Origin of the sequence: Rhizobium viscosum (assembly GCF_014873945.1) — a bacterium.
GTDB classification, from domain to species: Bacteria; Pseudomonadota; Alphaproteobacteria; order Rhizobiales; family Rhizobiaceae; genus Rhizobium; species Rhizobium viscosum.
The window spans coordinates 1,037,967-1,060,864 of sequence record NZ_JADBEC010000002.1; the positions used below are offsets into that span (position 1 = coordinate 1,037,967).

At 56.6% G+C, this 22,898-nt stretch carries 18 protein-coding genes; 12 read left to right on the plus strand and 6 right to left on the minus strand.

Translation table 11 applies throughout. The features are described from left to right. Positions 1 to 268: 268 nt before the first annotated feature. The 8 genes from H4W29_RS25625 to H4W29_RS25660 all read left to right on the plus strand — a co-directional run bounded on the left by H4W29_RS25625 (position 269) and on the right by H4W29_RS25660 (position 8,348). Positions 269 to 1,738: a sodium:solute symporter family protein gene (locus H4W29_RS25625; protein ID WP_192731647.1), complete on the plus strand. Its 1,470-nt coding sequence runs from the start codon at positions 269 to 271 to the stop codon at positions 1,736 to 1,738. A gap of 296 nt (positions 1,739 to 2,034) precedes the next feature. After that, a complete protein-coding gene (locus tag H4W29_RS25630) occupies positions 2,035 to 2,544 on the plus strand; it encodes a cytochrome P460 family protein (protein WP_192731648.1) in 510 nt (169 codons plus the stop codon). Positions 2,545 to 2,781: 237 nt separating this feature from the next. Further along, positions 2,782 to 3,792, plus strand: coding sequence for a ketopantoate reductase family protein (locus H4W29_RS25635; protein WP_192731649.1), 1,011 nt, complete (start codon positions 2,782 to 2,784; stop codon positions 3,790 to 3,792). A 203-nt stretch (positions 3,793 to 3,995) separates the two neighbouring features. Then, positions 3,996 to 4,946, plus strand: a complete 951-nt coding sequence (locus tag H4W29_RS25640) for an NAD(P)-dependent oxidoreductase (RefSeq protein ID WP_192731650.1) — start codon at positions 3,996 to 3,998, stop codon at positions 4,944 to 4,946. 283 nt (positions 4,947 to 5,229) lie between these two features. Beyond that, entirely contained in the window at positions 5,230 to 6,048 is an 819-nt protein-coding gene (locus H4W29_RS25645; RefSeq protein ID WP_192731651.1) for an alpha/beta fold hydrolase, read from the plus strand. A 741-nt stretch (positions 6,049 to 6,789) separates the two neighbouring features. Further along, positions 6,790 to 7,020 (plus strand): hypothetical protein, encoded by a 231-nt coding sequence (locus tag H4W29_RS25650; protein WP_192731652.1) that lies wholly within the window; start codon positions 6,790 to 6,792, stop codon positions 7,018 to 7,020. A gap of 249 nt (positions 7,021 to 7,269) precedes the next feature. Then, positions 7,270 to 7,914, plus strand: coding sequence for a response regulator transcription factor (locus H4W29_RS25655; protein ID WP_192731653.1), 645 nt, complete (start codon positions 7,270 to 7,272; stop codon positions 7,912 to 7,914). A 50-nt stretch (positions 7,915 to 7,964) separates the two neighbouring features. Then, positions 7,965 to 8,348 carry a response regulator gene (locus H4W29_RS25660; protein ID WP_192731654.1) on the plus strand — a complete coding sequence of 128 codons (384 nt, stop codon included), beginning with the start codon at positions 7,965 to 7,967 and terminating at the stop codon, positions 8,346 to 8,348. A gap of 19 nt (positions 8,349 to 8,367) precedes the next feature. Here the strand turns inward: H4W29_RS25660 and H4W29_RS25665 are convergent, their stop codons facing one another. The 6 genes from H4W29_RS25665 to H4W29_RS25690 form a co-directional block, all read right to left on the minus strand. Continuing rightward, the gene (locus tag H4W29_RS25665; RefSeq protein ID WP_246517462.1) at positions 8,368 to 10,833 is read right to left on the minus strand and encodes a PAS domain S-box protein; all 2,466 of its coding nucleotides are present in this window, start codon (positions 10,831 to 10,833) and stop codon (positions 8,368 to 8,370) included. Between the two features lie 98 nt (positions 10,834 to 10,931). Further along, positions 10,932 to 11,624, minus strand: coding sequence for an ABC transporter ATP-binding protein (locus H4W29_RS25670; protein ID WP_192731655.1), 693 nt, complete (start codon positions 11,622 to 11,624; stop codon positions 10,932 to 10,934). Beyond that, a complete protein-coding gene (locus H4W29_RS25675) occupies positions 11,624 to 12,412 on the minus strand; it encodes an ABC transporter ATP-binding protein (protein WP_192731656.1) in 789 nt (262 codons plus the stop codon). Before H4W29_RS25675 ends, H4W29_RS25670 begins: the two co-directional genes overlap by 1 nt. Beyond that, positions 12,402 to 13,328, minus strand: a complete 927-nt coding sequence (locus tag H4W29_RS25680; RefSeq protein WP_192731657.1) for a branched-chain amino acid ABC transporter permease — start codon at positions 13,326 to 13,328, stop codon at positions 12,402 to 12,404. The genes H4W29_RS25675 and H4W29_RS25680 overlap by 11 nt, the downstream gene beginning before the upstream one ends. Then, positions 13,325 to 14,302, minus strand: a complete 978-nt coding sequence (locus tag H4W29_RS25685; RefSeq protein ID WP_192731658.1) for a branched-chain amino acid ABC transporter permease — start codon at positions 14,300 to 14,302, stop codon at positions 13,325 to 13,327. Before H4W29_RS25685 ends, H4W29_RS25680 begins: the two co-directional genes overlap by 4 nt. Before the next feature lie 36 nt (positions 14,303 to 14,338). Next, the gene (locus tag H4W29_RS25690) at positions 14,339 to 15,691 is read right to left on the minus strand and encodes an ABC transporter substrate-binding protein (protein WP_192731659.1); all 1,353 of its coding nucleotides are present in this window, start codon (positions 15,689 to 15,691) and stop codon (positions 14,339 to 14,341) included. Between the two features lie 402 nt (positions 15,692 to 16,093). Here H4W29_RS25690 and H4W29_RS25695 point away from each other — a divergent pair, with 402 nt between their 5' ends. The 4 genes from H4W29_RS25695 (at position 16,094) to mdcA (ending at position 22,896) form a co-directional block, all read left to right on the plus strand. Next, positions 16,094 to 18,952, plus strand: coding sequence for an ATP-binding protein (locus H4W29_RS25695; RefSeq protein WP_192731660.1), 2,859 nt, complete (start codon positions 16,094 to 16,096; stop codon positions 18,950 to 18,952). 123 nt (positions 18,953 to 19,075) lie between these two features. After that, on the plus strand, positions 19,076 to 19,912 hold the full coding sequence (locus H4W29_RS25700) for an acetoacetate decarboxylase family protein (protein WP_312872383.1): 837 nt from the start codon (positions 19,076 to 19,078) through the stop codon (positions 19,910 to 19,912). A 416-nt stretch (positions 19,913 to 20,328) separates the two neighbouring features. Beyond that, positions 20,329 to 21,123, plus strand: a complete 795-nt coding sequence (locus tag H4W29_RS25705) for an alpha/beta hydrolase (RefSeq protein ID WP_192731661.1) — start codon at positions 20,329 to 20,331, stop codon at positions 21,121 to 21,123. 123 nt (positions 21,124 to 21,246) lie between these two features. After that, positions 21,247 to 22,896, plus strand: a complete 1,650-nt coding sequence (mdcA, locus tag H4W29_RS25710) for a malonate decarboxylase subunit alpha (RefSeq protein ID WP_192731662.1) — start codon at positions 21,247 to 21,249, stop codon at positions 22,894 to 22,896. Positions 22,897 to 22,898 lie beyond the last annotated feature (2 nt).

Genomic DNA, 22,898 nt, shown 5'->3' on the forward strand with positions numbered 1-22,898 from the left:
AGAAGCGTTCCTGCCCTGTTCAGTTCGCTCGTCCGGAGATAGTCTGGGAGTCGGCTCAAACCGCGGATCCACCCTGGGGCCGCCCCTATCGCAACGAGACTGTTCGCTAGATGCTCGCCTCTCTTCGAAGCCCAGCAGGTTTTTTACGGCGACGGAAAAGACGTGACGACATCCGCACAAACCGCTCGGCCTTGGCAATCACATCGCTGCCTCCACTCTGGATTCCTACGGCCGTTTCCCTGGAAATCGACGGGAAGGAGTGCTCGCCGTGAACAGTGCCTTGTGGCTGATTTGCGCTGTCGTGGTGGCGATTTTGATCCTGACTGTTTGGGGCCGCAATCATCGCCGCGTCACTCTCGAGCAGTGGGCGCTGGGCGGGCGGCGATTTGGAGCCGTCCTGGTCTTCCTGCTGATGGCGGGGGAAATCTACACCACCTTTACATTTCTGGGCGCAAGCGGATTTGCTTATGGCAAGGGCGGCACGGTATTTTACATCCTGACTTACACCTGTCTGGCTTTTGTCACATCCTACTGGCTGCTTCCGCCTATTTGGCGTTTTGCCAACGAGATGCGACTGGTCACGCAACCGGATTTCTTCGAGCAGAAATACGATAGCCCCGGTCTCGGTTTTCTGGTGACGCTCGTCGGTCTCGTGGCCCTCATTCCCTATCTCATCCTTCAACTCAAGGGCCTTGGTATTATCGCCGAAACCTTGTCAGGAGGCGAGATTTCGAAGTCCAGGGCAGTGATTTTGGGCGCGGCGGTGATGGCACTATACGTCATCGCTTCAGGCATGCGCGGCTCTGCATGGGCCGCTGCGGTCAAGGACGTCACGATCTGGATCATTTGTGCGTTTCTCGGACTCTATCTTCCCTACCACTATTATGGGGGGATTGGAGCGATGTTCGAACAGATCGAGATGGCAAGGCCAGGCTTCTTGGCGCTTCCGAATACCGGCGAGACGATCGTTTGGTATTGCAGCACCGTCGCGCTTTCGGCCCTCGGCCTCTATATGTGGCCGCACACTTTTTCCTCCGTCTACACGTCCAGATCAGAGGGTGCATTTCGGCGGAACGCTGTGCTCATGCCGCTTTATTCGCTGGTTATGCTGTTTGCAATGCTCGTCGGTTTTGCGGCCGTCCTCAAGATCCCCGGATTGCAGGGCGACGAAATCGACTTGGCGCTATTGAAGCTGTCCATTGCCACATTTGATCCCTGGTTCGTCGGCGTGATCGGGGCCGCAGGCGTGCTTACGGCACTTGTGCCAGGGTCGACCATCGTCATCGTCGGATCCACTCTGATCTCGACGAATATTCTGAGAAAGCTGGCCCCCTCGATTCCTGACAGGCTGGTCACCGGTTTTACGAAGTGCTCGGTTCTGCTCATGACAGCCATTGCCGTATTTTTCACCTTGATGGGTGGAGAAAGCATAGTTGCCATCCTGATAATGGGCTACAGCATCGTGACCCAGCTTTTCCCGGCTCTTTTTGCGAGCCTCTTGCCGAAAAATCCCTTCACGAAGGAGGGCGCGGCCGCGGGGATAATCGTGGGCGTCGGCACTGTCGGCGTCGTCGTGACAACCGGCTTGACGATCGCCAGCTTCTTTCCAAATGCTCCAGCGACGGTAAAGCAGATCAATACCGGTTTCATCGCACTGAGTCTGAATGTGCTCGTCGCACTTCTGGTCAGCGTTGCAACTGCCCAACGACAAACATCTTCGGCGCGCTTCAATCCATAGCTGCGAACCTAGGTGCCTTGCGATCCGCCTCGGTGCAGTTTTCCCCGAGACTTCGCGTGTCTTCAATCACCTAGCTATTGCCTCCGCACTACCCAGAAAGAATTGGGCGACAGCACCATGCTGACCGCAATCGCGGTCGGGATCGCCTCGGGCTGTCAGGCCGATATGAACGCCGATTCATGGTCCTTCGGGCCAGCACGGACACATTTTGATACATATCGGCGCCTCCCTGAAATTATGCGGATACAATCGCCAGCAATCGTGGCTTCAGATCATCGGCCCGAAAGGAGTTTAAATTGAAGCCCGCACTCCCTGGCATATTTGTCACTTCCGCACTTGCGTTTGGCGCCGTCGCTTCCTTTTGCGCGGCAACGCAGCCAGCTCCTGAAAATGCTTCTCCGATCTACGGGGTTACCATTCCGGAAGGCTACAGAGACTGGAAGTTCATCGCACCGGCTCAGGAGGCGCCTCCGCTTGACGAACTGCGCTCGGTGCTTGGCAACGACATCGCGGTTGACGCCTATAAGAAGGGCACGCTGCCATTTCCGGATGGTTCGATCCTGGTTAAGCTCGCCTACAAGCGCAGCCAGTCGACGGAGTTCGCGCCTGCGACCGTTCCCGGCGCCGCGACGACCGTGCAGGTCATGGTAAAGGATTCGAAGAAATACCCCGACAGCCATGGCTGGGGTTTCGGAAGGTTCGTAAACGGCAAGCCGGTCGATATTGCGCAGCACGAAACCTGTCTTTCCTGCCATGTCAGCAATGTCGAGGACCACGACTACGTCTTCACACGATATGCGCCTTGAGGGCCAGATAGCCGAGGCGACGCAGCAATCGCCCCGCCTAATCATTGACGCGGGGCGATACGACAGGATTGCGCCAGGCAAGGCGATCATCCTGTGATCGGGACCGATTTTCAAAAGCGACGATTTGATGTCATCACTCAGGTTGATCGACTAAGTCTGTAATGGTTTCGTCGAGTGTTGTAATAGCGCAGAAACGACGTTCATCGATCCTGCCGATAGATATCAGCAGGAGAACACATGCCCGGATTTTTCGACACGGCCGGTTTAGGCCTACCGATATGTATAGCCGGTGCCGGCGCGATAGGGATTACGGTTGCAGCGCGCCTATCGATCGCCGGCTTTCATGTCCGGCTGGTCGCTCGGGGTGGCAGCCTGGCTGCGATCAACAAGAAGGGAATCCGCTTACTGGACAGCGAAGGCGACCATAGCGCGCGCGTCGAGGTCGGCCAGGCGACGGACTTTGGACCCCAGCGGATTTTATTTCTCTGCTCCAAGTCTCATGATCTGGCTGAGCTGGCCGCCGCTCTGCAGCCGCTCATCTCCGCCGAGACCATCCTTGTTCCAGTCGTCAACGGCATACCCTGGTGGTATTTCGACGGCGATGGAGGTGATTGGGTCGGTCAAGTCGTGAAATCGGTCGACCCCGATGGGAAACTGAAGAGATTGGTACCCTCGCGACAGATAATCGGCACGACCACGATGATCACTGCCGAGCGCCCGTGCCCGGGGACAGCACGAACCGCAAACCCCTTGCAGATGACGATCGGGGAACTTGATGACCGATCGTCTGAGCGCATCAAAGTCCTGGCAAGCATGCTGAGCGCCGCCGGGATCAGCGTCAGGATCGCGCCGCGTATTCGAGACGCAGTTTGGACCAAGGTCGTTCGCAATCTCATTTCCAATCCGGTAACCGCCATAACGGGAGCCACATTGCGCGAGAACTTCGGTAATCACTACCTTGCAGACATCAGCCGACAGATGTTGCGGGAAGTCATTCCCGTGATCGATGCCTACGGCGCCAAGCTTGAAGTCGATCCGGATCTCATCCTCGAATCCGGACGAAAGCTTGGAGATGTGAAGACCTCGATGCTGCAGGACTTCGAAAAAGGAAATCAGCTGGAACTTGCATCGATTTGCGATGCCGTCATCGAACTCGCCAACCAGCGCGGGATCCGAATGCCGGTTACAGAGGCAATCACCGGCCTCGCACATTTCAGAGATGCCGCTGAACGGTCACATGCCGCCTAGTCGCCGATCACCTTTGTCTGCTTGAGCGCCCGACGGGCGTGGCCAACCTGTCAGTTCGCCTTCCCCAAGTGCTTTCCCACCGCAGAGCATTCCGGCCATTTCTCATATCTGAAACAAACGGGGCCGGCTGTGAAATATTCCTGCATTCACACTGCGCGATAGCTTCGGCCTCTTGTTTTATCTCAAACACCGAGGTGACTTTGATGCGTATCGTGTTTTCCGGACATACGTTTCCGGACATGCCCGATTATCTAAAACGATCGCTTGCTGGCGAACACGAGATACTTCTGTGGGATGGCGAACTCGCAAACATGCCTTCGAACATCGACATCCTGATCCCGCGCGCTCAACGGATCGGAGCGACCGAAATGGACCGCGGCAATGTGAAGTTCATACAACAATTCGGTGTTGGCCTTGATGGCGTTGACCTCGCCGCCGCGCGTTGCAGAGGAATCCCTGTCGCGAACGTTCCGGGAACCGGGGGGAACGCGGATTCCGTAGCCGAGCACGCAATTCTTCTGCTGCTGATGCTCTTGCGCCAATGCAATAAAGTTCGAGAAAACATCCGAGACGGAATTCTTGGAGCCCCCGTCGGGACCGCGCTGGCAGGTCGTAGCGTCTGCTTATACGGTCTTGGCGCTGTTGCGAAATCGCTTGCGAAACGTCTCAAGGCGTTTGACGTTCGATTGCTCGGCCTGACGAGAGCGCCCAGCGCGGAAAAAGCATCCGAATATCACCTCGATCGGTGCTACTCAGCTGAAAATGCAGAAGCTTGCCTTTCACAGTCGGATATCCTGATCGTTTGCGTAAAACATACATCCGAAACGACAGGGCTTGTTCAGGAGCAGCATTTGCGATGGCTGCGTCCCGGTGCCGTCCTCATCAATATTGCGCGCGCCGGGCTTATCGACAGGAAGGGGCTTGAGGCCTGTATCGCAGACGGCCAACTGGGAGGAGTGGGCCTGGATGTATTCTGGACCGAACCCGCCGACGCGCTCGACCCTCTTCTTGCGCATCCAAATGTCATTATGACACCCCATGTTGCCGGCATTACCGACAGGTCCCTGGCCGACATCGCACGAGCGGTTGCCGAAAACATCGAACGTTTTGCAGTGATGCGGCCCTTACTGAACACAGTGGAGCAAGGGTTTTGAATTGCTTGGGGATCCGAAGCCGCCTGCCCTGAGGATGGTGAATTGATCGCGATTAAGTGTTCTCGCTGAAGCGATATCCCGGATCCCCGGCTTTCGCCCGTCGGTTTCAGTTGAAACCAACAAGCCTCGCTTAGAAACCGGCCAGAAGTCCCGATAAGACAACGCTGCAATGCTCGGACTCAGGCGAGTTTCGGTCACAGACACAGCTTCAGCCATGGCAGCCTTCATGCCCATCGGATGAATATATTTGAGAATTGCGCCATCAGGCAAAGGACGAAGGCGAATGTCCAAACTTTCAAAAACCGAAGTAGTCACCTCTCATGGCGTCATTGCAGTAGAGAAGAACTCAGCACGCGGCCCGAACGTACTTTTTCTTCACGGCAATTCGACTTGTCGCGCTGTCTTTCAAAAACAATTCATGGACGACATTCTCGGATCATACCATCTCATTGCGCTTGACTTGCCGGGTCACGGAGAATCCGGCGATGCGGTGGATCCGGAACGGACCTATTCGCGGCCAGGATTGGCGGATGCGTGTCTGGAGGTCATGGCGGCGATGGCCGTCAGGAGCGCCGTTATTGTCGGTTGGTCACTCGGAGGTCATATAGCAATCGAGATGCTGTCCCGCTCGACAGGCATCGATGGCATCATGGTGACTGGTACCCCGCCCGTCGGGGACAACATCGCCGACGGTTTTCGCCGCAGGCCGCTCGGCGGACTTGCCGGCGAAGCAGAGCTCACATCGGAAGAGGCGGTCGAATTTGCACACGCCATCATGGGCCCTCATCTGGAGCCTTTCATCCCAAGGACAATCAGGCGAACGGACAAACATTTTCGGCCCTTGCTCGTAAGCGGAGCAATGAAAGGGCATGGCGCAAACCAGCGGGACGTGCTTTCGGCAACCAGCGTACCGACAGCAATCGTCAATGGCGCATTGGACGATATTGTCAACCTGGACTACGTCGAATCCGTCCCCTACGGAAATCTGTGGAACGACAGATGCATCCGGATCCCACACGCCTCGCACGCTCCCTTCTGGGAGGTTCCCGCCAGCTTTAACGCCTTGCTCAGAAACTTTCTCGATGATGTTCATCAACGATGACCGATGACGGCAGGGGCGTTCATCCTGATGCTCGCGTGCAGGCCTAAAGTGCCGCAATTCTGGCCAATACGGTCAGGAAACAGTCGTGAAACTCCACCGATCAGATGAAGCATTTCGGCCGAACCGCTTCTGGTTTCGACGAATATGCTGACCATATGACCCTTGATCATACTGCATCGCAGGCAGATTAGATCGCCGACACAGGATATGCAGGGAAAGGCTTCCACTTCGGCGTGGCCATGTTAAAGTAGCGCTCTCCGACGAACTGCGGATATGGGGGAGCGATGCGATTTCTGATTGCGGTCATTGTCGTTGCCTCTGTTTTTGCGGGAAATGTGGCCTTCAACGACAGCACCACCTTTCTCGGCTATCCCTTGTTCTTCGTTTGGAATATTTTTAGCGTGGTACTCATCACCTGCGGAATGGGGCTTATATTCGTCTTGGATCCCCAAAATTCGCGGAGCACAAATCCCGACGTCTGAGGCTTGCGCCGGTGCGTTGCCCTCCGTCGGCTATTGAAGCTGACTGAAAACCATCGCAAGCGTTGTCTTTCAGCAGAGATCGTCTTTCAACCGTGACGGGACCGACGCAGCTCATGGCATGGATCTCGCAACGATTGGCTTACCGCAAACAGCATCGGGTGCGTCGGCTTGCATGCGGCACCGGCAAAAGCATGGAACCAATCTTCACGCTGCATGTTCGAAGACCTGATTGGTTGCGGAATAGCATTAGGGAGGTCACATGCCGGCAAGCGAACTGGATGAGGTCCTGACGAAGCTACCGCTCCGTATTGGCGTCTACATTCCCGACGACCTGTTGGAGGATTGGTTTGCGCCTGGCGCCGGAATGAACCCCGTGGGAGCCAAGGCGCTCGATGCAGCGGCTGCCTATGGCAGAGCATTCGAATGCGAGTTCAAGTATTACCCCGACCGCAAGGAAGGTGTCTTCTGGAAATGGGTGCCTGCGATCTGACGGCGCTCGGTGCGAGTGAGCAGATCACGACCTGTTGAGCTGCTTGAGGCGTCGCTCGCGCGATACCGCCCGGACCCTTTTTCGCTCTACCTCCACCATCGTGGAGCCGGAATTTGCCGCAACGGCGAGATAGAACCCGCCCTTTGGCGATTATTCCCAAGAGGAACCAAACACACCTTGGTGTGATAGGCTGTGCATTACACGAATGGTATACGGATAAAATCGTCCAGCTTAATACCGAGTAAGATCATGACGCACGATCTGACCGACAAAGCCCTGGTTCACATTGTCGATGACGACGAATCTGTAAGATACACGCTCTGTCAACTTCTGCGATCGGTTGGTTTACACGCTCGCGCCTATGGGTCCGTCACTGAATTCACAAGTCAACCTTTGCCCGACAAACCGGGTTGCCTGGTGTTGGATGTTCGCTTACCCGGAGTGAGTGGCTTGGAATTCCAGGGACAACTCAATGATCTTGGCATCTTCCTCCCTGTCATCTTCATGACCGGCCACGGCGATATTCCGATGTCGGTACGCGCCATGAAAGCGGGAGCCGTCGACTTCCTGCCCAAGCCTTTTCGAGATCAGGACATGCTGGACGCCATAAGCTCGGCAATTGGCCGTGACCATGACCGACGCGCGAACACGGATCAGGCTGCGGATATCTATGATCGGTTCACGCGCCTTACGCCGCGCGAGCAGGAAGTGATGATGTTCGCAACGTCTGGAAAGATGAACAAGCAAACAGCTGGTTACCTGGGTATCAGCATAGTCACAGTCAAAATCCATCGCCGCGCTGCGATGACGAAGATGGAGGCTCGAACACTCCCGGATCTCGTCCGCATGGCCGACATGGTCAGGCCGATGCTCGGCATAGGCTACAGGCAATAAACCGCGCAGGACGGGCGCCCATAAATCGAAACAGAAAAAGGATTTCCCGAGTGGTAGCGGTAACGTTGGTCGGAATTGTTGACGACGATCGATCACTGTGCTCGTCACTCGTCCGTCTTGTTCGCTCGATGGGATACGAGGCTCGTGGCTTCGAATCCGCCGAGGAATTCATGAGATCCAGCACGCTCGACGAGTGCTCCTGTCTCATCACAGATGTCCAGATGCCTGGTATCAGCGGCATCGAGTTGACGAAATTCATGACTGTTCAACGCTCGACAGTGCCCGTCATCGTCGTTACTGCTCATGCGGAGGCTGGCCTGGAAGACAGCGCCCTTGCAAACGGGGCGTGCTATTTCCTGAGGAAGCCCATCGATGGCGACCTCTTGGCCGCCAACCTCTCGAAGGTGATAACCTCTCAGGTGGCCTGCGGTTGATCGGACGCGAACGCTGCTCTCAAGCCGGTACGATAGGCAAATTGACCGAGAAGCAGGCGCCGCCGATGCTGCTGACGGTATCTGCGGTTATTTCCCCTCCGTGAGCTTCCACGATGGACTTGCATATTCGCAGGCCCATTCCCATTCCGGTCTCTTTCGTCGTGAAAAAGCTCTCAAAAAGCCGATTGGCGTGACAGGGATTGATCCCTGCCCCATTGTCCTCAATGGTGAATACCGCCCTATTGCGAGCGGAGGTCCCGGACCGCACGACGATTTGTGGGTTGCTCTGTTGGGGACGCGGGGCTTGAAGTGCGTTTATCGCCAGGTTCACGATGACCTGGTGCACCTGTGTGCGGTCCCCAGCTATGACGAGCGGCTGACGCGATTTCTCATGGGTCACTATTGCGGAACGTGCCTGGATCTCGTGGCGTAAGAACTGCAGCGCTTCCTGTATGACTTCGTCCAAGTCGAGTTGCGTCCGCTCCGGAGGCTTCCCGTTCGCCATTGCTCGAATTCGGCCGATGAGTTCGGCTGCCCGCTTGGCATCATGCAACATCGAGGTCAGAGAATCTCGCACTTCGTCAAGGTCGGGCTTCGGACGGTTTATCCATCGCAATCCGGCTGCCCCGGCGTTGGCGATTGCGGCCAGCGGCTGATTGATTTCGTGAGCTATCGACGCCGTCAACTCGCCAAGGACAGACAAACGGGCGGCGTGCGCGAATTCCGCCTGAACCTGCTGGAGGCGTCGTTCAGCCTCGACCCGGGCGGAGATGTCAAGGACACCGACAAGGCTGGTATCAGGGTCTTTAGAGAAACCAACGCGCGCTGTTGTGAACAGCACGTCTACGATACGTCCGTCGAGCGTCACCATCTTGGTTTCTTCTTCGAAGTTGGTATTCCTTTGATAACGGGACACCATTGCGCGTCGGAAGGTCGCTGAGCTCTCTTCAAAGGTGCCGACGACGGACCTGCCTTTGAACTCGTCCGCCCCACGGCCGCCGAACATCTGGACGCCACGTTCATTTGCTTCCTCGAAAATCATCGCTTCCATGCATGATCTCAGAAATGCGGGGTTCTCGTCGAAATAGGCGTCCAGATCCGTCACGCCCTCGGATCTCAGCTGCTTGAACTGGGCAACCAGATTGCTGGCGTTAAGCTGCCATAGCGCGATGGGCATCCGATCGAACAAATAGCGGTACCGCTGCTCGCTCTTTTCCAGCTTCGCATAGGCCTCTTTCTGAGCGGTGATATCCATGACTGCGCCGACGAATTGGGGACTGTTCTTGCTGCCGAAGTCACATCGGGCAACCACGCGAACATGTTTCACATCCCCATTTGGCATCAGAAGACGATGCTCATGTCGAAAGTCGCGCCGATCTGCATGGGCTTTGACAAGAAGATCTCGAACAACAGCCAGATCGTCCGGATGCGTCCGCTCCAGGACAAGAGCCATTGATGGCGTTGCTCCCTCTTCCACGCCAAATATTCGAAAGGTCTCGCCCGACCAAAAAAGCTCGCCAGTCGAGAGGTTCCACCCAAAACTTCCTGTATTGCTCAGCTTCTGCGCCTCTGCAAGATAGGCCGCCTGGCTCCTGTTCAGCTCGTCTTCAGTGCGTTTGCGTTCACTAATATCGGTATTGCATTCCAGCGTCCCGACACTGTTCCTGCGATCGTTGAGCCGATAGGACCACCGACTGGAAACTGAAATCCGCCTGCCGGTGCGGGTCGTCCGGATCAACTCGCCTTCCCAACGCCCTGAGCGACGTAACGCATCGTTTATCTCGAGAAGCGATACCTGAAACCTGGTTTTCAGGAGTTCGTGGGCGACCTTGCCTATGGCCTCGTGACGGGACCATCCATACAGCTCTTCCGCGCCACGGTTCCAATACGTGATGATGTCGTCGGCATCGCGGACAAACACGGCGTCACTTGTCAGATCGAGCAAGCTTGCCTGTTCGCGCTCCGACACGCCCAAGCTGTGAACCAGTCTGATAAGGCATGCGGCAAAAAGCGAAGACAGGAGAAAAACGATCAATGTCGCGAGGTCGTGCCTGCTGCCAATGATGAACGTGTGCAGGGGGCCGACAAACCAGAAGTTCAAGCATCCGACAGCAAGAACCGAAAAGAAGACCGATGAAATGCAGCTGTCGAACAGCGCGAGGAATATAACGACCAACAGGAGTACAAGAGCAGCAGGTATCAAGTTGAAGCCAAGAGCCGCGCAAGCCAGGCTAAACAGGCCTATAGCCGCACCTCCCAATAGCCAGAATGCAAGAAGCCAGCGATGGCGCTCAATCCGTCCGGCTGCGAGCAGCGGCACTGCGCGGCGTCGAAACAGTTCAAGAGTGCTCACGACACCACCATCGTTGCGCACCAACGCATTGCCGCTACCGGTACGAAAGCCAACCACTGCCCTGTGAACATGTCGCTCTCCTTCGATAAACTCTTCCCGTCGCATGACGGTGTCGAACGAAGTCAATGACATCAAGGGATGTCGTATACGAGTTTAGTATTGTGAATCGTTGTGAACGCCGTTCGCTGTGTTACCCCCCGGCTCGATTGCTCGACACATGCAGGAGCGGGCTAAAGGATTGTGAGGGTTGCTCCGTCAGCGATTGCTCGTGCCTTTTCGCTGGTCGCACCGCGCAAAAGGTATCCCCGATCAGATATATTGAGTGCGGCGGCGGTGTGCTGTTCCACCATGAGCACGGCGACCCCTGATCGGTTAATCGCCTGGATCTGATCAAGAATGCGTTCGACAAACCGGGGGGCCAGACCCGCCGTGGGTTCGTCCAGCAGTAAAATCCTGGGCCTTGGCATCAAGGCCCGCGCCAGCGCGAGTATTTGACGCTCACCCCCCGATAGACTTCCCGCCTTCTGGCGCCGCCGTTCTGCGAGTGTGGGGAAACTAGAGTATAATTCTTCACGGCGAGGACGAAGGGCTATGTCGGATCGCGACCTGAGGCCAATCTCGAGGTTCTCGTCCACGGAAAGCGATTCAAATACATTGTCGCTCTGGGGGACATAACCCATTCCCCGCTTCACGAACTCGCTGGGCGGCATGCCTTCTACAAACGTCGAATCTAGCCTGATGCTACCACTACGCAGCCGGACCAACCCTATCAAAGCCTTTAGAAGAGTTGATTTGCCGGCACCGTTGGATCCGACGACTGCCACGATCTCATCATGGGAAACAGTCAAGCTGATATCATTCAGGATGTCAGGATCAGCCTCGTAGCCGACTGCCAATTTCTCCGCGACGAGGAGCTCTGTCATCAAAGCGACCCGAATTGCAAGTCGCCCATGTAGGCGTCGATGACCCGTGGATCCGAGGTAATGGCTTCCGGGGTACCTGAGGCAATCACACAAGCTTCAACCATGACCAAGACATGATGAGCGTAGGTCATGACCGCTTCGATATCGTGCTCGATAAATAAAAACGTGGTCTTCGACCGGCCCTGTAGGGAAATTATCGTTTCGAAAATCGTTGACCGTAAGCCTTCGTTCATTCCGCTCATTGGTTCGTCAAGCAGGACCATGGACGGCTCGGTCATCAACACCTGAGCCAGGTTGAGAAGCTTTTTCTGACCGGCTGACAACGTGCCGGCATAATGATCCGCCTTCTTTTCAAGCCTCAGTTTCTCCAGCATTTCTTCGGCGGCGGCGCGTCCGATCGCTTCCCTATCACTGACGGATCGCGGCGTGATGAAAAGTGACGCCAAATGCTCTCCCGGTTGTTCCGGACATGCCACCATCAAATTCTCCAGCACGGTCATTCCGGAGAAAACTCTCGGAAATTGAAAGGACCGTGCCAAGCCGAGACGCGCAATACGATGGGGCGGCAGGCCCACGATGCTCTGCTGGTTGAAAAGAATTTTGCCCTCATCTGCCCGGGAATGTCCGGTGATCAGATCGAACAGCGTGGTTTTCCCCGCGCCATTCGGGCCAATGAGCGCTGTCACAGATCCACGCTGAATGTCGAAGTTTACATTCGAGACGGCCCACCGTCCGCTGAAAGCTTTGGAGATACCTGCTACTCGCAAGATGGGCATATCAGTGGTCATGGTCGCGTCCCCTGCTGTTGCCCAAGAAACCATGGGGGCAAACGCGACTGAGGACGATCAGCAAAAATCCAACCACCAAGAAACGGAGAGACGCCTGTTCGGTCGCGGAGAGCGACGTCTCGATGAGCCGTGACCCCTCCATCAGCGTCCAGAACACAACGCTTCCCAACATTATTCCCCAGTAGTTTCCGAGGCCCCCAATAAGCAGGATGACAAACCCGAAAAACGTAAAAGTCGGGTCGAAGATGCCTGGATACAAATATGTCACATCGAGAGCGATGAAGAATCCGGCTACCACGGCGAGTGCTGCGCCTATTGCCAAAGATTGCATCCTGAACCAGAGCGTGTTTTTTCCCAACGCGGCGATCGCTGTCTCGTCATCGCGAATGCCACGGAGCACCCTGGACCATGGCGTCCGCTCGAGCATCTTCATCAGTCCCGTTAGTGCCACGAACGTGATCCACACGAACAGCAAGAGGGGGATTTGCTTGTATTCACCAAGACCGATCCCTGAGAATAGTAAAGTGATCCACTCACTGGCCGATCGCCATTCCACATCGAAACCGATCAGGCCCTGGTTGCCGCCGCTGAAGTCAGTGTTTTGCAGGATGTGCCGAACGATCTCGGCAAATGCGATCGTCACGATTGCGAACTGATCCGGCCCGAGCCTGCTCGTTGACCATCCAATTACCATCGCGACCGCAGCAGACAAAACTAGAGACGTCGAAAATGCCAACCACAGGGAAAACCCGGCTTCGGCGACCAGTATCCCTGCCCCGTAGGCACCGATTGCCATATACCCTGCCTGGCCGAAATTCAGCAGACCCGTGAATCCGGTGTTAAGCTGGAGCCCGAGCGTGAGTATTCCGTAGATGCCCGCGATCACCCCGACATTGATCCAGAAATCCACGCTCATGGGCGGCGCTGCGCGCGAGCGAAGATGCCGCGAGGTACAGCAAGTAGCATGAGAACCAGGAAAACCAGAGCCACGAGGGGCTTCCATTTTGCGCCGAGCAGCAAAGCAGACCACTCCTGCGAGAGGCCAATCACCAAGCCCCCGAGCATTGCGCCGTAGATATTGCCAATTCCGCCGAGCGTCGCCGCAGCAAACAAGCTGAGCAACAAGGTCAGACCGAAATTTGGATTGAAACTTCCGACAGCTGTCGCATAGACAATGCCGGCGGCGCCAGCCAGCAGGCCCGACAAGAGTGATGTGAGATCTATGGTGTGCCCGACACCGATACCGCAAACTTCAGCAAGCAGACGATTGTCAGAAACCGCCCGCATCGTCTTCATCGCGCCACTGATCCATAGGCCTATTGCAAGCATTGAAAAGACTGTCAGGGCCATGACGAAACCGAGCGCCTGTTGGGTCCCCACGCGAAAAGGCCCTAAAACCATCGTCGACAGGACGTCAATATCGAACGATCTTGACTCGCTGCCGCCAAAAAACTGAATCGCGAAGCGAATGAGAAAGCTTAATCCTATTGCGGACAAGAAGCATTGAAGTGCGCTTGCACCAGCACTCCGGAGTGGGAGCCAGACGAGCTTTTCGGCCAGAATCGAGAGAAGTGCAGTCCCCAGGGTGGCCAGCAGCACCGATAGCGGCAGTGGCGTACCCAGCGCGGTGAACGTCAACGTGAAGTATGCCCCAGCCACGAGAAAATCACCGTATGCGAGATTCACGAGTTTCATGACGCCCATTATGAGGGTTAGCCCCATCGCACCAAGGCCAAGGTAGCTACCAGTTACAAATCCGTTGATCGTCGCTTGCGAGACTTTCACGGTTCCAAAAAAGGCAATCAAACAGAGGAAGATGGTGAAAAGAGATACGAGCAGCTTCACCGGTTTCGGCACTTCCGTGAAGTAAGCCAGCGCGGTCGCTGACACTCTCGATCCTTGGCCACTCCTCCGGTTCGTCAAAGCTTACCTCACGTCGATTTGCTTGACCGTCACCTGCTCGCCGTTCCGATACTGGAATATATCATAAAGACCGCTCATGGGATCTCCGTTCGGCGCAAAGCGAAATGCTCCCGACACGCCGATGTAATCAATCGGCCTTCCCGCCGCGGCCTCCTTTACCGCCTCCGCCAATGTCTCAAGGGTGAATTGCCTCGCACCTTCCCTTGTAACCTCGTGGACCTTTCGGCGAACGAGCTCTGGATCGGTTGCACCAGCCTCAATGGCCGAGAGAACACAGAGAATGCCCGCATCGAACACGTTCGCCGCGTAGGAGCCAGCCTCCGCCCCTCCCGCCTGCCGCCAAAGTTCGTTGAATAATCGGTACGCCGGGGTTCCACGGGGCGATCCGCCGGCGACGCCGTAAGCCCCGTTGATGGCCCGCGCCGGAATGCTCTTGGGCACTCTGGCGAAAGACAACGTGTCCGCAACAAACAGTTTGTTTGGGTCGAATTTACCACTGCGGACGAGCGCTGCCCCGAGCCTCGCGTAAGTGTCGGGATAGTCAATGACTACGTAGGCGTCGGGGTTTCCGTCGAAAAGTTGAGCGGCCTCGGAATCGAAGGCTTGCTGCGTGGGGTCGAATGCGGTGCTTGAGACAATCGTTCCGCCCCTCGCCTCCCAATCCGATCTGAACGTGCGAGACAGAGCGTCGCCATACGGCTCGTTTCGAAAGAGGATCGCAACCCTCTTGCGGGCGCCGACATAGGTCTCGATTGCCCGGACCAACGCCTTCGACTGGAGGTCATCCGGGGCGAGCGTGCGGAAAATCGTTCCTCCGTCTTCGACAGCGCGCAGCCGCGTGCTGGATGCCTGCGGCCACAACGTAATCCTTCGCTGTAATGTCACGCCGTTGAGGACGGCAATTGACTCGGGCGTGGTTGCCGGTCCGAGAATGCACGAGACGCCTTTGTCCACGAGCGTCCGCGCAGCAGAGACGGCCGCCTGAGGGTTTCCTTGAGAATCCCCGCTGACCAGATGGACCGAAAGATCAAGTCCGGCCTCCTTCGCAGCGATGTTACTCACCGACACCGCGAGTTTCGCCGCTTTTTCAACGGATGGCCCCATTTCCGACATCGGCCCCGATGCTTCAATCAGCGCACCAATGAACATGTCTTTCGCATGGGCGATGCCCGCATCAAGGGACACTAGGACGACACCCATCAGACAGCCGGTGAAAATTGCGGCTTTGGAAAACAAACTCATCAGGAGAGCCCATTTTGTGTCAGAAACGCGATTAAAATCCAACGCTTTCAAAATATCAATGCAGGTCAATCCCTGCGGAACTGCCTGGCATGTCCCATGGACAAACGGCAGCATTCGGTTTCTAATCGCTTCCAATCAAGCTCGTGACTCAACAAGGCCGATGATGACGAGCACCTGAGTTAAGCGATCGGCAAAGAGCGATGTCTGCCGGCGTCTGACAGGCGGGTCTGACGAATGCAGGCCCTTAAGTGGATTTTGAGCGGAGACGCTCCTCTCATTTGTTTACTGTAACCACATCGCAGCATCGACATGCTGGCCTCAAAGAAAGGCCGCGGCAAGCTTTCTTTTACAGCTGTATTGGCGACCCACCTGGTCGGGATGATCGCCGGCAATAGGATGTAATGGGGCCAACGAAATTGAAGCAGCGACAAAACGATTTTTTTATTCTTCCGATCGGTTGCGCTATAGTGGACGATGACTCAGACACGCTGGGCAGAGACTTCCAGGACGGTTGTCATGTGGGATGAGAGCAATCCAGACACCGGCAAGAGCCTCTATTTCGGTCCGTTTCAATTAATCGCCTCCGAACGTTTGCTTGCTAAGAACGGCAAACAGGTTGCAATTGGCGGCCGTGCCCTCGATATCCTCATAGCTCTGACTCAGCGACCCGGCGAGATCTTGACGGGTGACGAGCTGACAAAGCTCGTCTGGAGGGGTCTAACGGTCGAAGACTCCAACCTCAGGGTTCACATCGCCTCCCTCAGAAAGGCCTTGGCAGACGGCGAGGACGACACGCGCTACGTATTGAACGTCGCAGGGCGCGGATATACGTTCGCGGCACCAATTCGTCGGGAACCGGTCACGCCTGAGAGATCACCGACTGCTGAGACGAGCGAGCCACGTTCCCAGAGCCTTCCCCATGCATTGCCGTCCCTTTTTGGCCGAACAGAGACGGTGAATGTCCTGTCGCTACTGGTTTTGTCACGCCGTTTTGTCACGGTCGTAGGACCAGGGGGCATCGGAAAAACCACCGTCGCTGTGGCAGTCGCTTATTCGCTTCGCCAGGAATTCGAAGAGAGAGCGATTTACTTCGTTGATCTCACTCTCATTCAGGATGCCAAGCAGGTTCCAAATGCAGTCGCCTCAGCTCTCGGGTGCTTTGTTCAAGGCCCCGAGGTAGAGCCGTTCATCCTGGCTTTTGTATCCGGGAAGAAGATCCTCGTTGTGTTAGATAATTGTGAGCATGTCATTTCGGCCGCCGCAGCCCTTGCCGAGCGCCTTTTCCATGCTGCGCCATCGCTCCATTTATTGGCCACCAGTCGCGAGGCCTTGCGCGTAGACGGTGAGAACGTGCACTTGCTTCTCCCTCTTGATACGCCGCGCGGCGAGGTTACAACGGCATCCCAGGCCCTTGGTTCTCCTGCTGTCAAACTTTTCATGGAGAAAGCCGCGTCTTCTGGGCATAGGTTAAGCCTTACCGATGCAGAAGCACCGACGGTCGCGAATATCTGCCGCCGCCTCGACGGCATTGCTCTGGCGATCGAGCTTGTGGCAAGCCGCGTCGGTACTTTCGGCATCCAAGGTACATTCGATCTCATGGGGAACGACGCCGAGCTCCAGCTCCAGGGGCGGCGCAATGCTGTGCCTCGTCATCAAACGCTTCAGGGAATGCTCGACTGGAGCTACAATCTCCTGTCCAACATTGAGCAAGAAGTGCTGAGCAGGCTTTCGATTTTTGTCGGACAATTTACCTTCGAAGCTGCTATCGAAGTCGCTGGGTCCTCGGAAGACACAATCCGGACGACAAATGCCATTGCAAGCTTGGTAGACAAGTCGCTTGTTTGGATATCGCCCGCTGACGGCGTGATCACGTATCGACTTCTCGACACGACACGCGTTTATGCCGCCGCCAAACTTGCGGCCAGCGGCGAAACGCACGCGGTGGCGATGCGACACGCACAATATTTCGCCGACTTCTTGAAGATGCGTGAAACCGAGGATCTCGTTTCACATGGGCACAATGTCGAGGCCTACGCGCCGCACATCGGAAATATCCGCCAAGCGTTGGGGTGGTGTTTTTCCAGTTCCGGAAATGTCTGCATCGGCATTGAGCTCACGTCCCATGCCGCTCCCCTGTTCCTTGCATCTTTCCCGCTGCTCGCCGAATGCAGTAACTGGTGCAGCAAAGCGATGGCGACACTTCTGCCGAGCGATCGGGGCCAACGAAGAGAACTCTACCTGCAGAAAGCACTCGCGCTTTCATCGATGTACTTGTGGGATGACAGCGAAAAAGTCAAAGCAGCTCTCGAACGTGGCCTGGAACTCTCTGAAAAACTGGGCGAGGATCGACTTCAGCATTACCTGCTTCTCGGCTTGAATGTCTTCTTTACCCGTCGTGGCGAGTTTGCGAGCGCCCTGGGCGTTGCAAAGCGTGCTGCAGCCCTGTCGGAAAAATTTGGGGGGGTGGCGGAGAACGCAATGAGCGAATGGGCCCTGGCAGCGTCCCACCACGTTGCGGGAAATCAATCCGCTGCTGTCATGCACGGTGAGCGCGGGTTTAGACTTGCTGTTAACACCGCCCCATCAGAATTTGTGTACTTTGGGTACGACTACCATGTCCGGGCGCTCGGCACATATGCTCGCTCGCTCTGGATCAGCGGCGCACAGACGAAGGGTATCGCAAAGGCACGTGAGGCGATCTCCCGCGTGATTGATTCATCGCACCCGGTGCTGTTTTGCGCGGTTCTCCTGGATTCCATTCCGGTAATGCACTGGGGCGGCCAATCTGAAGAGGCGTTTTTGTTTTGCGAACAGGTTATTGCTCACGCCGTCAGATACTCACTCCATGCGCAAAAAGCTGTCGGCCTTGCGCTGCGTGGTGAGCTCATGATTGCGCGCGGTGAGGTCGAACCAGGCGTCAACATGCTACGCGATGCGCTGAAGACAATGGGCGATAATCAATATCACGTGCAGACACTGGCGACACGGCGTGCGCTCGCCGAGGGCCTGAGACGGCTAGGAGATTACGACGAGGCGTTGTTCATGATCAACGACGCCCTAAACCAGGCCGATCAGGCAAGCACCACGCTTTGGCTACCGTCTCTACTGCACGCAAAAGGCGAAGTGCTGATGGCAATTTCGACACCTTCCGCCGAAGCAGAAGCTTGCCTCACCCGTTCCATCGAGATTGCTCGCCGGCAGAATGCTTTGAGCTGGGAACTAGGAGCAGCGACCTCGCTCGCTCGTATCTGGGCCCAGAAAGGAAAATCCGCTGAGGCAAAGTCTCTTATTCTAGCCGTGCATTCCCGGTTCAACGGCGACATTGAGGCTTGGGAAGTCAGCTCGGCACGCCAACTGCTCGACGAACTCCGGTAACATCCGTGCGCCCTCGATCTGGGATCGCTTCGCCGCGGCGCTTCGTACCTTCACAACGATTCACAAATCTAAACTCGTATTTCCCGGTATAGGTGTGTTCCATGCGAGAGAACGGGAGAGTTCGTGCTTCCGACCGGCCACTTGATGGAGGCGCGACGAATGCTCTCGGGATATGCAGTTCCGCTTACGCCGGACGGTAAGTCCTCACTGACCCCGCCGCCACCTTGGCACTATTCCGGCGATTGCATCGCCGTCGAATACTGGGCGGATCCCGCCGCTGTCGCGGCCCTACTTCCTATAGGTCTGACGCCCGACGAAGAATCGGAGGGGCGCACGTTCTTCTGGTTTCTCGACTGGCAGTTCACAGGTTCGAACGACGAGCACACGGACCCAGCCCGCTACCAGTACCGCGAGGCGTTCATCCTGGTGGAAGCACGTCTCGAAGGCCGTCCAGTCAATTTTTGTCCTTTCATCTTTGTCGACAACGATGCAGCGATCGCACGCGGCTGGATACAGGGTTATCCCAAGAAACTTGGCAGCATCTATCAAACAAGGAGCTTTTCTGCGCCGAGTGCCGCCGCCTGCCCCCTTGAACCTGGAAGCCGCTTTGGCGCGAGTGTTTCATCTCATGGCGAGCGACTGGCAACAGCCCGCATCGAGCTTCGGGAAAAGGTGACGGATCCGGCAAAGGTATTCAACCGGCCGACCACGATACGGAGATATTTCCCATCGCTGAGCGGCAGCCAGCAGGGCAAGCCCGCGGTCGATGAATTGACGCTGTCGCTGATGGACAATCTTACGTTTTCGGATTTCTGGACAGGCTCCGCGGAACTCTCGATACCCTATGTCGAGGGCGAAGATATGGATGCCCTGGCACCGCGAGAGGTGGGGCGAGGGTTTCGCTTCGGCATGTCGTACTCGGTCTCCGACCTTCCCGTACTCAAGAACTATCTGGCCTAGAGGGCGTGCCTCACCTGCCGATTGTGTCGTGCGACCATGTTGTCGCACATCACCTGGCGAATTCGTGCACACAAGCGGAAAAGCCGCGCCGATGGATGCCTGGTCCGAACGCCGATTCCCACTGCCGAAAGGCTATGTCTGCCCCTTGTCCTTTGCATGCATTGGTCGTGCCCGTCCTACACCTAGGTGTGATTCTCGAAGGGAAACATCGAAGCTAGTTTTCGTCCGGAGAAAAGAACTTACCCAATCACATGCCCAGGTCACGACCACGAAGCCGCGCAGTTTGATGCCGTCGTTGGTGACTGCGGCAGACAGTGATCGGAGTTAACAGAATTCCAGTTCAGTCGCATGACTTACTTTTGTGCTCGCAAGATGCCGACCCTTGTCTCAATGCAACCACACAGGAAGCCATAGCCATGAAACAGCTCAAGACTTATGTCACCCTCGCAGCCACCCTTCCCTTGATCGCACTGGCGGCGCCCGCAAGCGCTGAACCGATCAAGAATATCGTTCTGGTTCACGGCGCCTGGGTGGATGGCTCTGGCTGGAAACCCGTCTACGAAATCCTGACCAAAGAGGGTTTCAACGTCACGATGGCCCAGGAACCCGAAACGTCCTTCGCGGACGACGTGGCCGCGACCAAGCGCGTTCTCGACCTTCAGAACGGCCCGACGCTTCTTGTCGGTCACAGCTACGGCGGCTCGATCATCACCGAGGCGGGCGTCCACCCGAACGTGACAGCCCTGGTCTACGTTGCTGCACACGCACCCGATGTCGGCGAAGACGAAGGCACTCTTGGAAAGAAAACACCAAGCGTCCTGGCGAAGACCGAAGGCGCAATCAAGAAGACGCCTGACGGCTACACGTACCTGAACCCGGTCGACTTCCCGAAGCTCTTCGCTCCGGACATGCCGAAAGGGCAGGCGGAATTCGAGGCACGGTCGCAGGTGCTTGCGGCAGCCGAAGTGTTCACCACCCCGTTGACTGCAGCGGCGTGGAAAACGAAGCCGAGTTGGGCAATCGTCGCGGGCAATGACCAGATCATCAACCCGGATCTGGAGCGCTGGTACTACGAAAGAGCGAAGAGCCGCACGATCGAGATCAAGGGAGCAAGCCACTCCGTATACGAATCCCATCCCCGGCAAGTGGCAGACGTGATCATCCGAGCTGCCCGCGAGGCAGAGCAAGAGGCCTCGACCGCCAAGAAGTAACGGGCCTTGCAATATAGCCGCAACCGCTCGCCCACAGATGCGGAGACATTCCTCCGGATGCAGATCCCAATCGGTCAAATCGAAACCACGCGGTTGTCGACCAACTGAGAAGCAGGAGCCCAGATGACGATGAACTGGCAACGACACCGCGAAGAGCACCTTGCCCGCATCAAGGCGGGAAGTGCTGTGGCGAATGGAAAGATCGTCGAGGCACGGGACGCGACCCGGCTGTTGGAGGCGGTGGTCCGTCCCGGCGATCGCGTGTGCCTTGAGGGTGACAATCAGAAGCAGGCTGATTTGCTCAGCAGCGCGTTGCTGGCCGTCGACCGAACAAAGGTCAACAACCTTCACATGGTACAGTCCGGCGTGGTTCTTCCCAGCCATCTCGATCTGTTCGACCACGGCATCGCCAAGCGGCTCGATTACGCCTACTCAGGTCCCCAATCGGCCCGCATTGCGACAATGCTGTTCGGCGGCAAGATCGAACTGGGCGCGGTTCATACCTATCTCGAGCTTTTTGCCAGGTATTTTATCGATCTCACGCCCAATGTCGCGTTGATCGCCGCAGTCAGCGCTGATCGCGACGGCAACCTTTATACGGGACCGAACACGGAAGACACGCCTACCGTCGTCGAAGCGACCGCGTTCAAGGACGGGGTTGTAGTCGCCCAGGTCAACGAAATTGTCGATCGGATTCCCCGTGTCGATATCCCCGGAGATCGCATTGATTTCGTCGTCGAAGCCGACAAGCCGTTTTTTGTGGAACCGCTGTTCACGCGCGATCCAGGCGCCATCACGGAAACGCAGATCCTTACGGCCATGATGGCCATTAAAGGGATCTATGCTCCATACGGCGTGAAACGTCTCAATCACGGGATCGGATTCAGTACCGCAGCGATCGAACTCCTTCTTCCCACGTTCGCAGACAAGCTCGGACTTAAGGGCAAGATCGCATCCCACTTTGCTTTGAACCCCCATCCCGCGTTGATTCCGGCAATTGAATCAGGCTGGGTCCAACAGATCCACTCGTTCGGTTCGGAAGTAGGGATGGAGGACTACATCCGCGCCCGACCCGACGTCTACTTCACCGGAGCGGATGGTTCCCTGCGTTCGAACAGGGCTTTTAGCCAGGTAGCCGGTCTCTACGCCTGCGATATGTTCATCGGCTCGACGCTTCAGATCGATCTCGACGGCAACTCATCCACGATTACGACCCAACGTATCGCAGGCTTCGGCGGTGCGCCGAACATGGGCTCCGACCCGCGAGGTCGCCGTCATCCGAGCGAGCCATGGCTCCAAGCTGGCAAGGAAGCGGATCCCGACGGACCTGCACCATTGCGCCGCGGTCGCAAGCTCGTCGTTCAGATCGGTGAAACGTTTGGAGAAAAAAACGTCCCTCTCTTCGTCGAGAAGCTGGACGCGTTAGCCCTCGCTGAAAAACTCAAGCTCGATCTGGCTCCAGTCATGATCTACGGCGATGACGTGACTCATATTGTTACAGAGGAAGGCATCGCAAACCTCCTCTTATGCCGGGATGGCCGGGAGCGTGAACAGGCCATCCGCGGAGTGGCGGGCTATACCGACGTTGGCCGCGCGCGCGACAAGAAGATGGTCCAGCACCTGAGGGAGCGAGGCGTGATCCGACGCCCGGAAGATCTCGGCATCGACCTTCTCGACGTGGATCGAAATCTCCTGGCAGCTCGCTCCATCAAGGATCTCGTCCGATGGTCGGGCGGTCTTTATTCCCCTCCCTCGAAGTTTCGCAACTGGTGAAA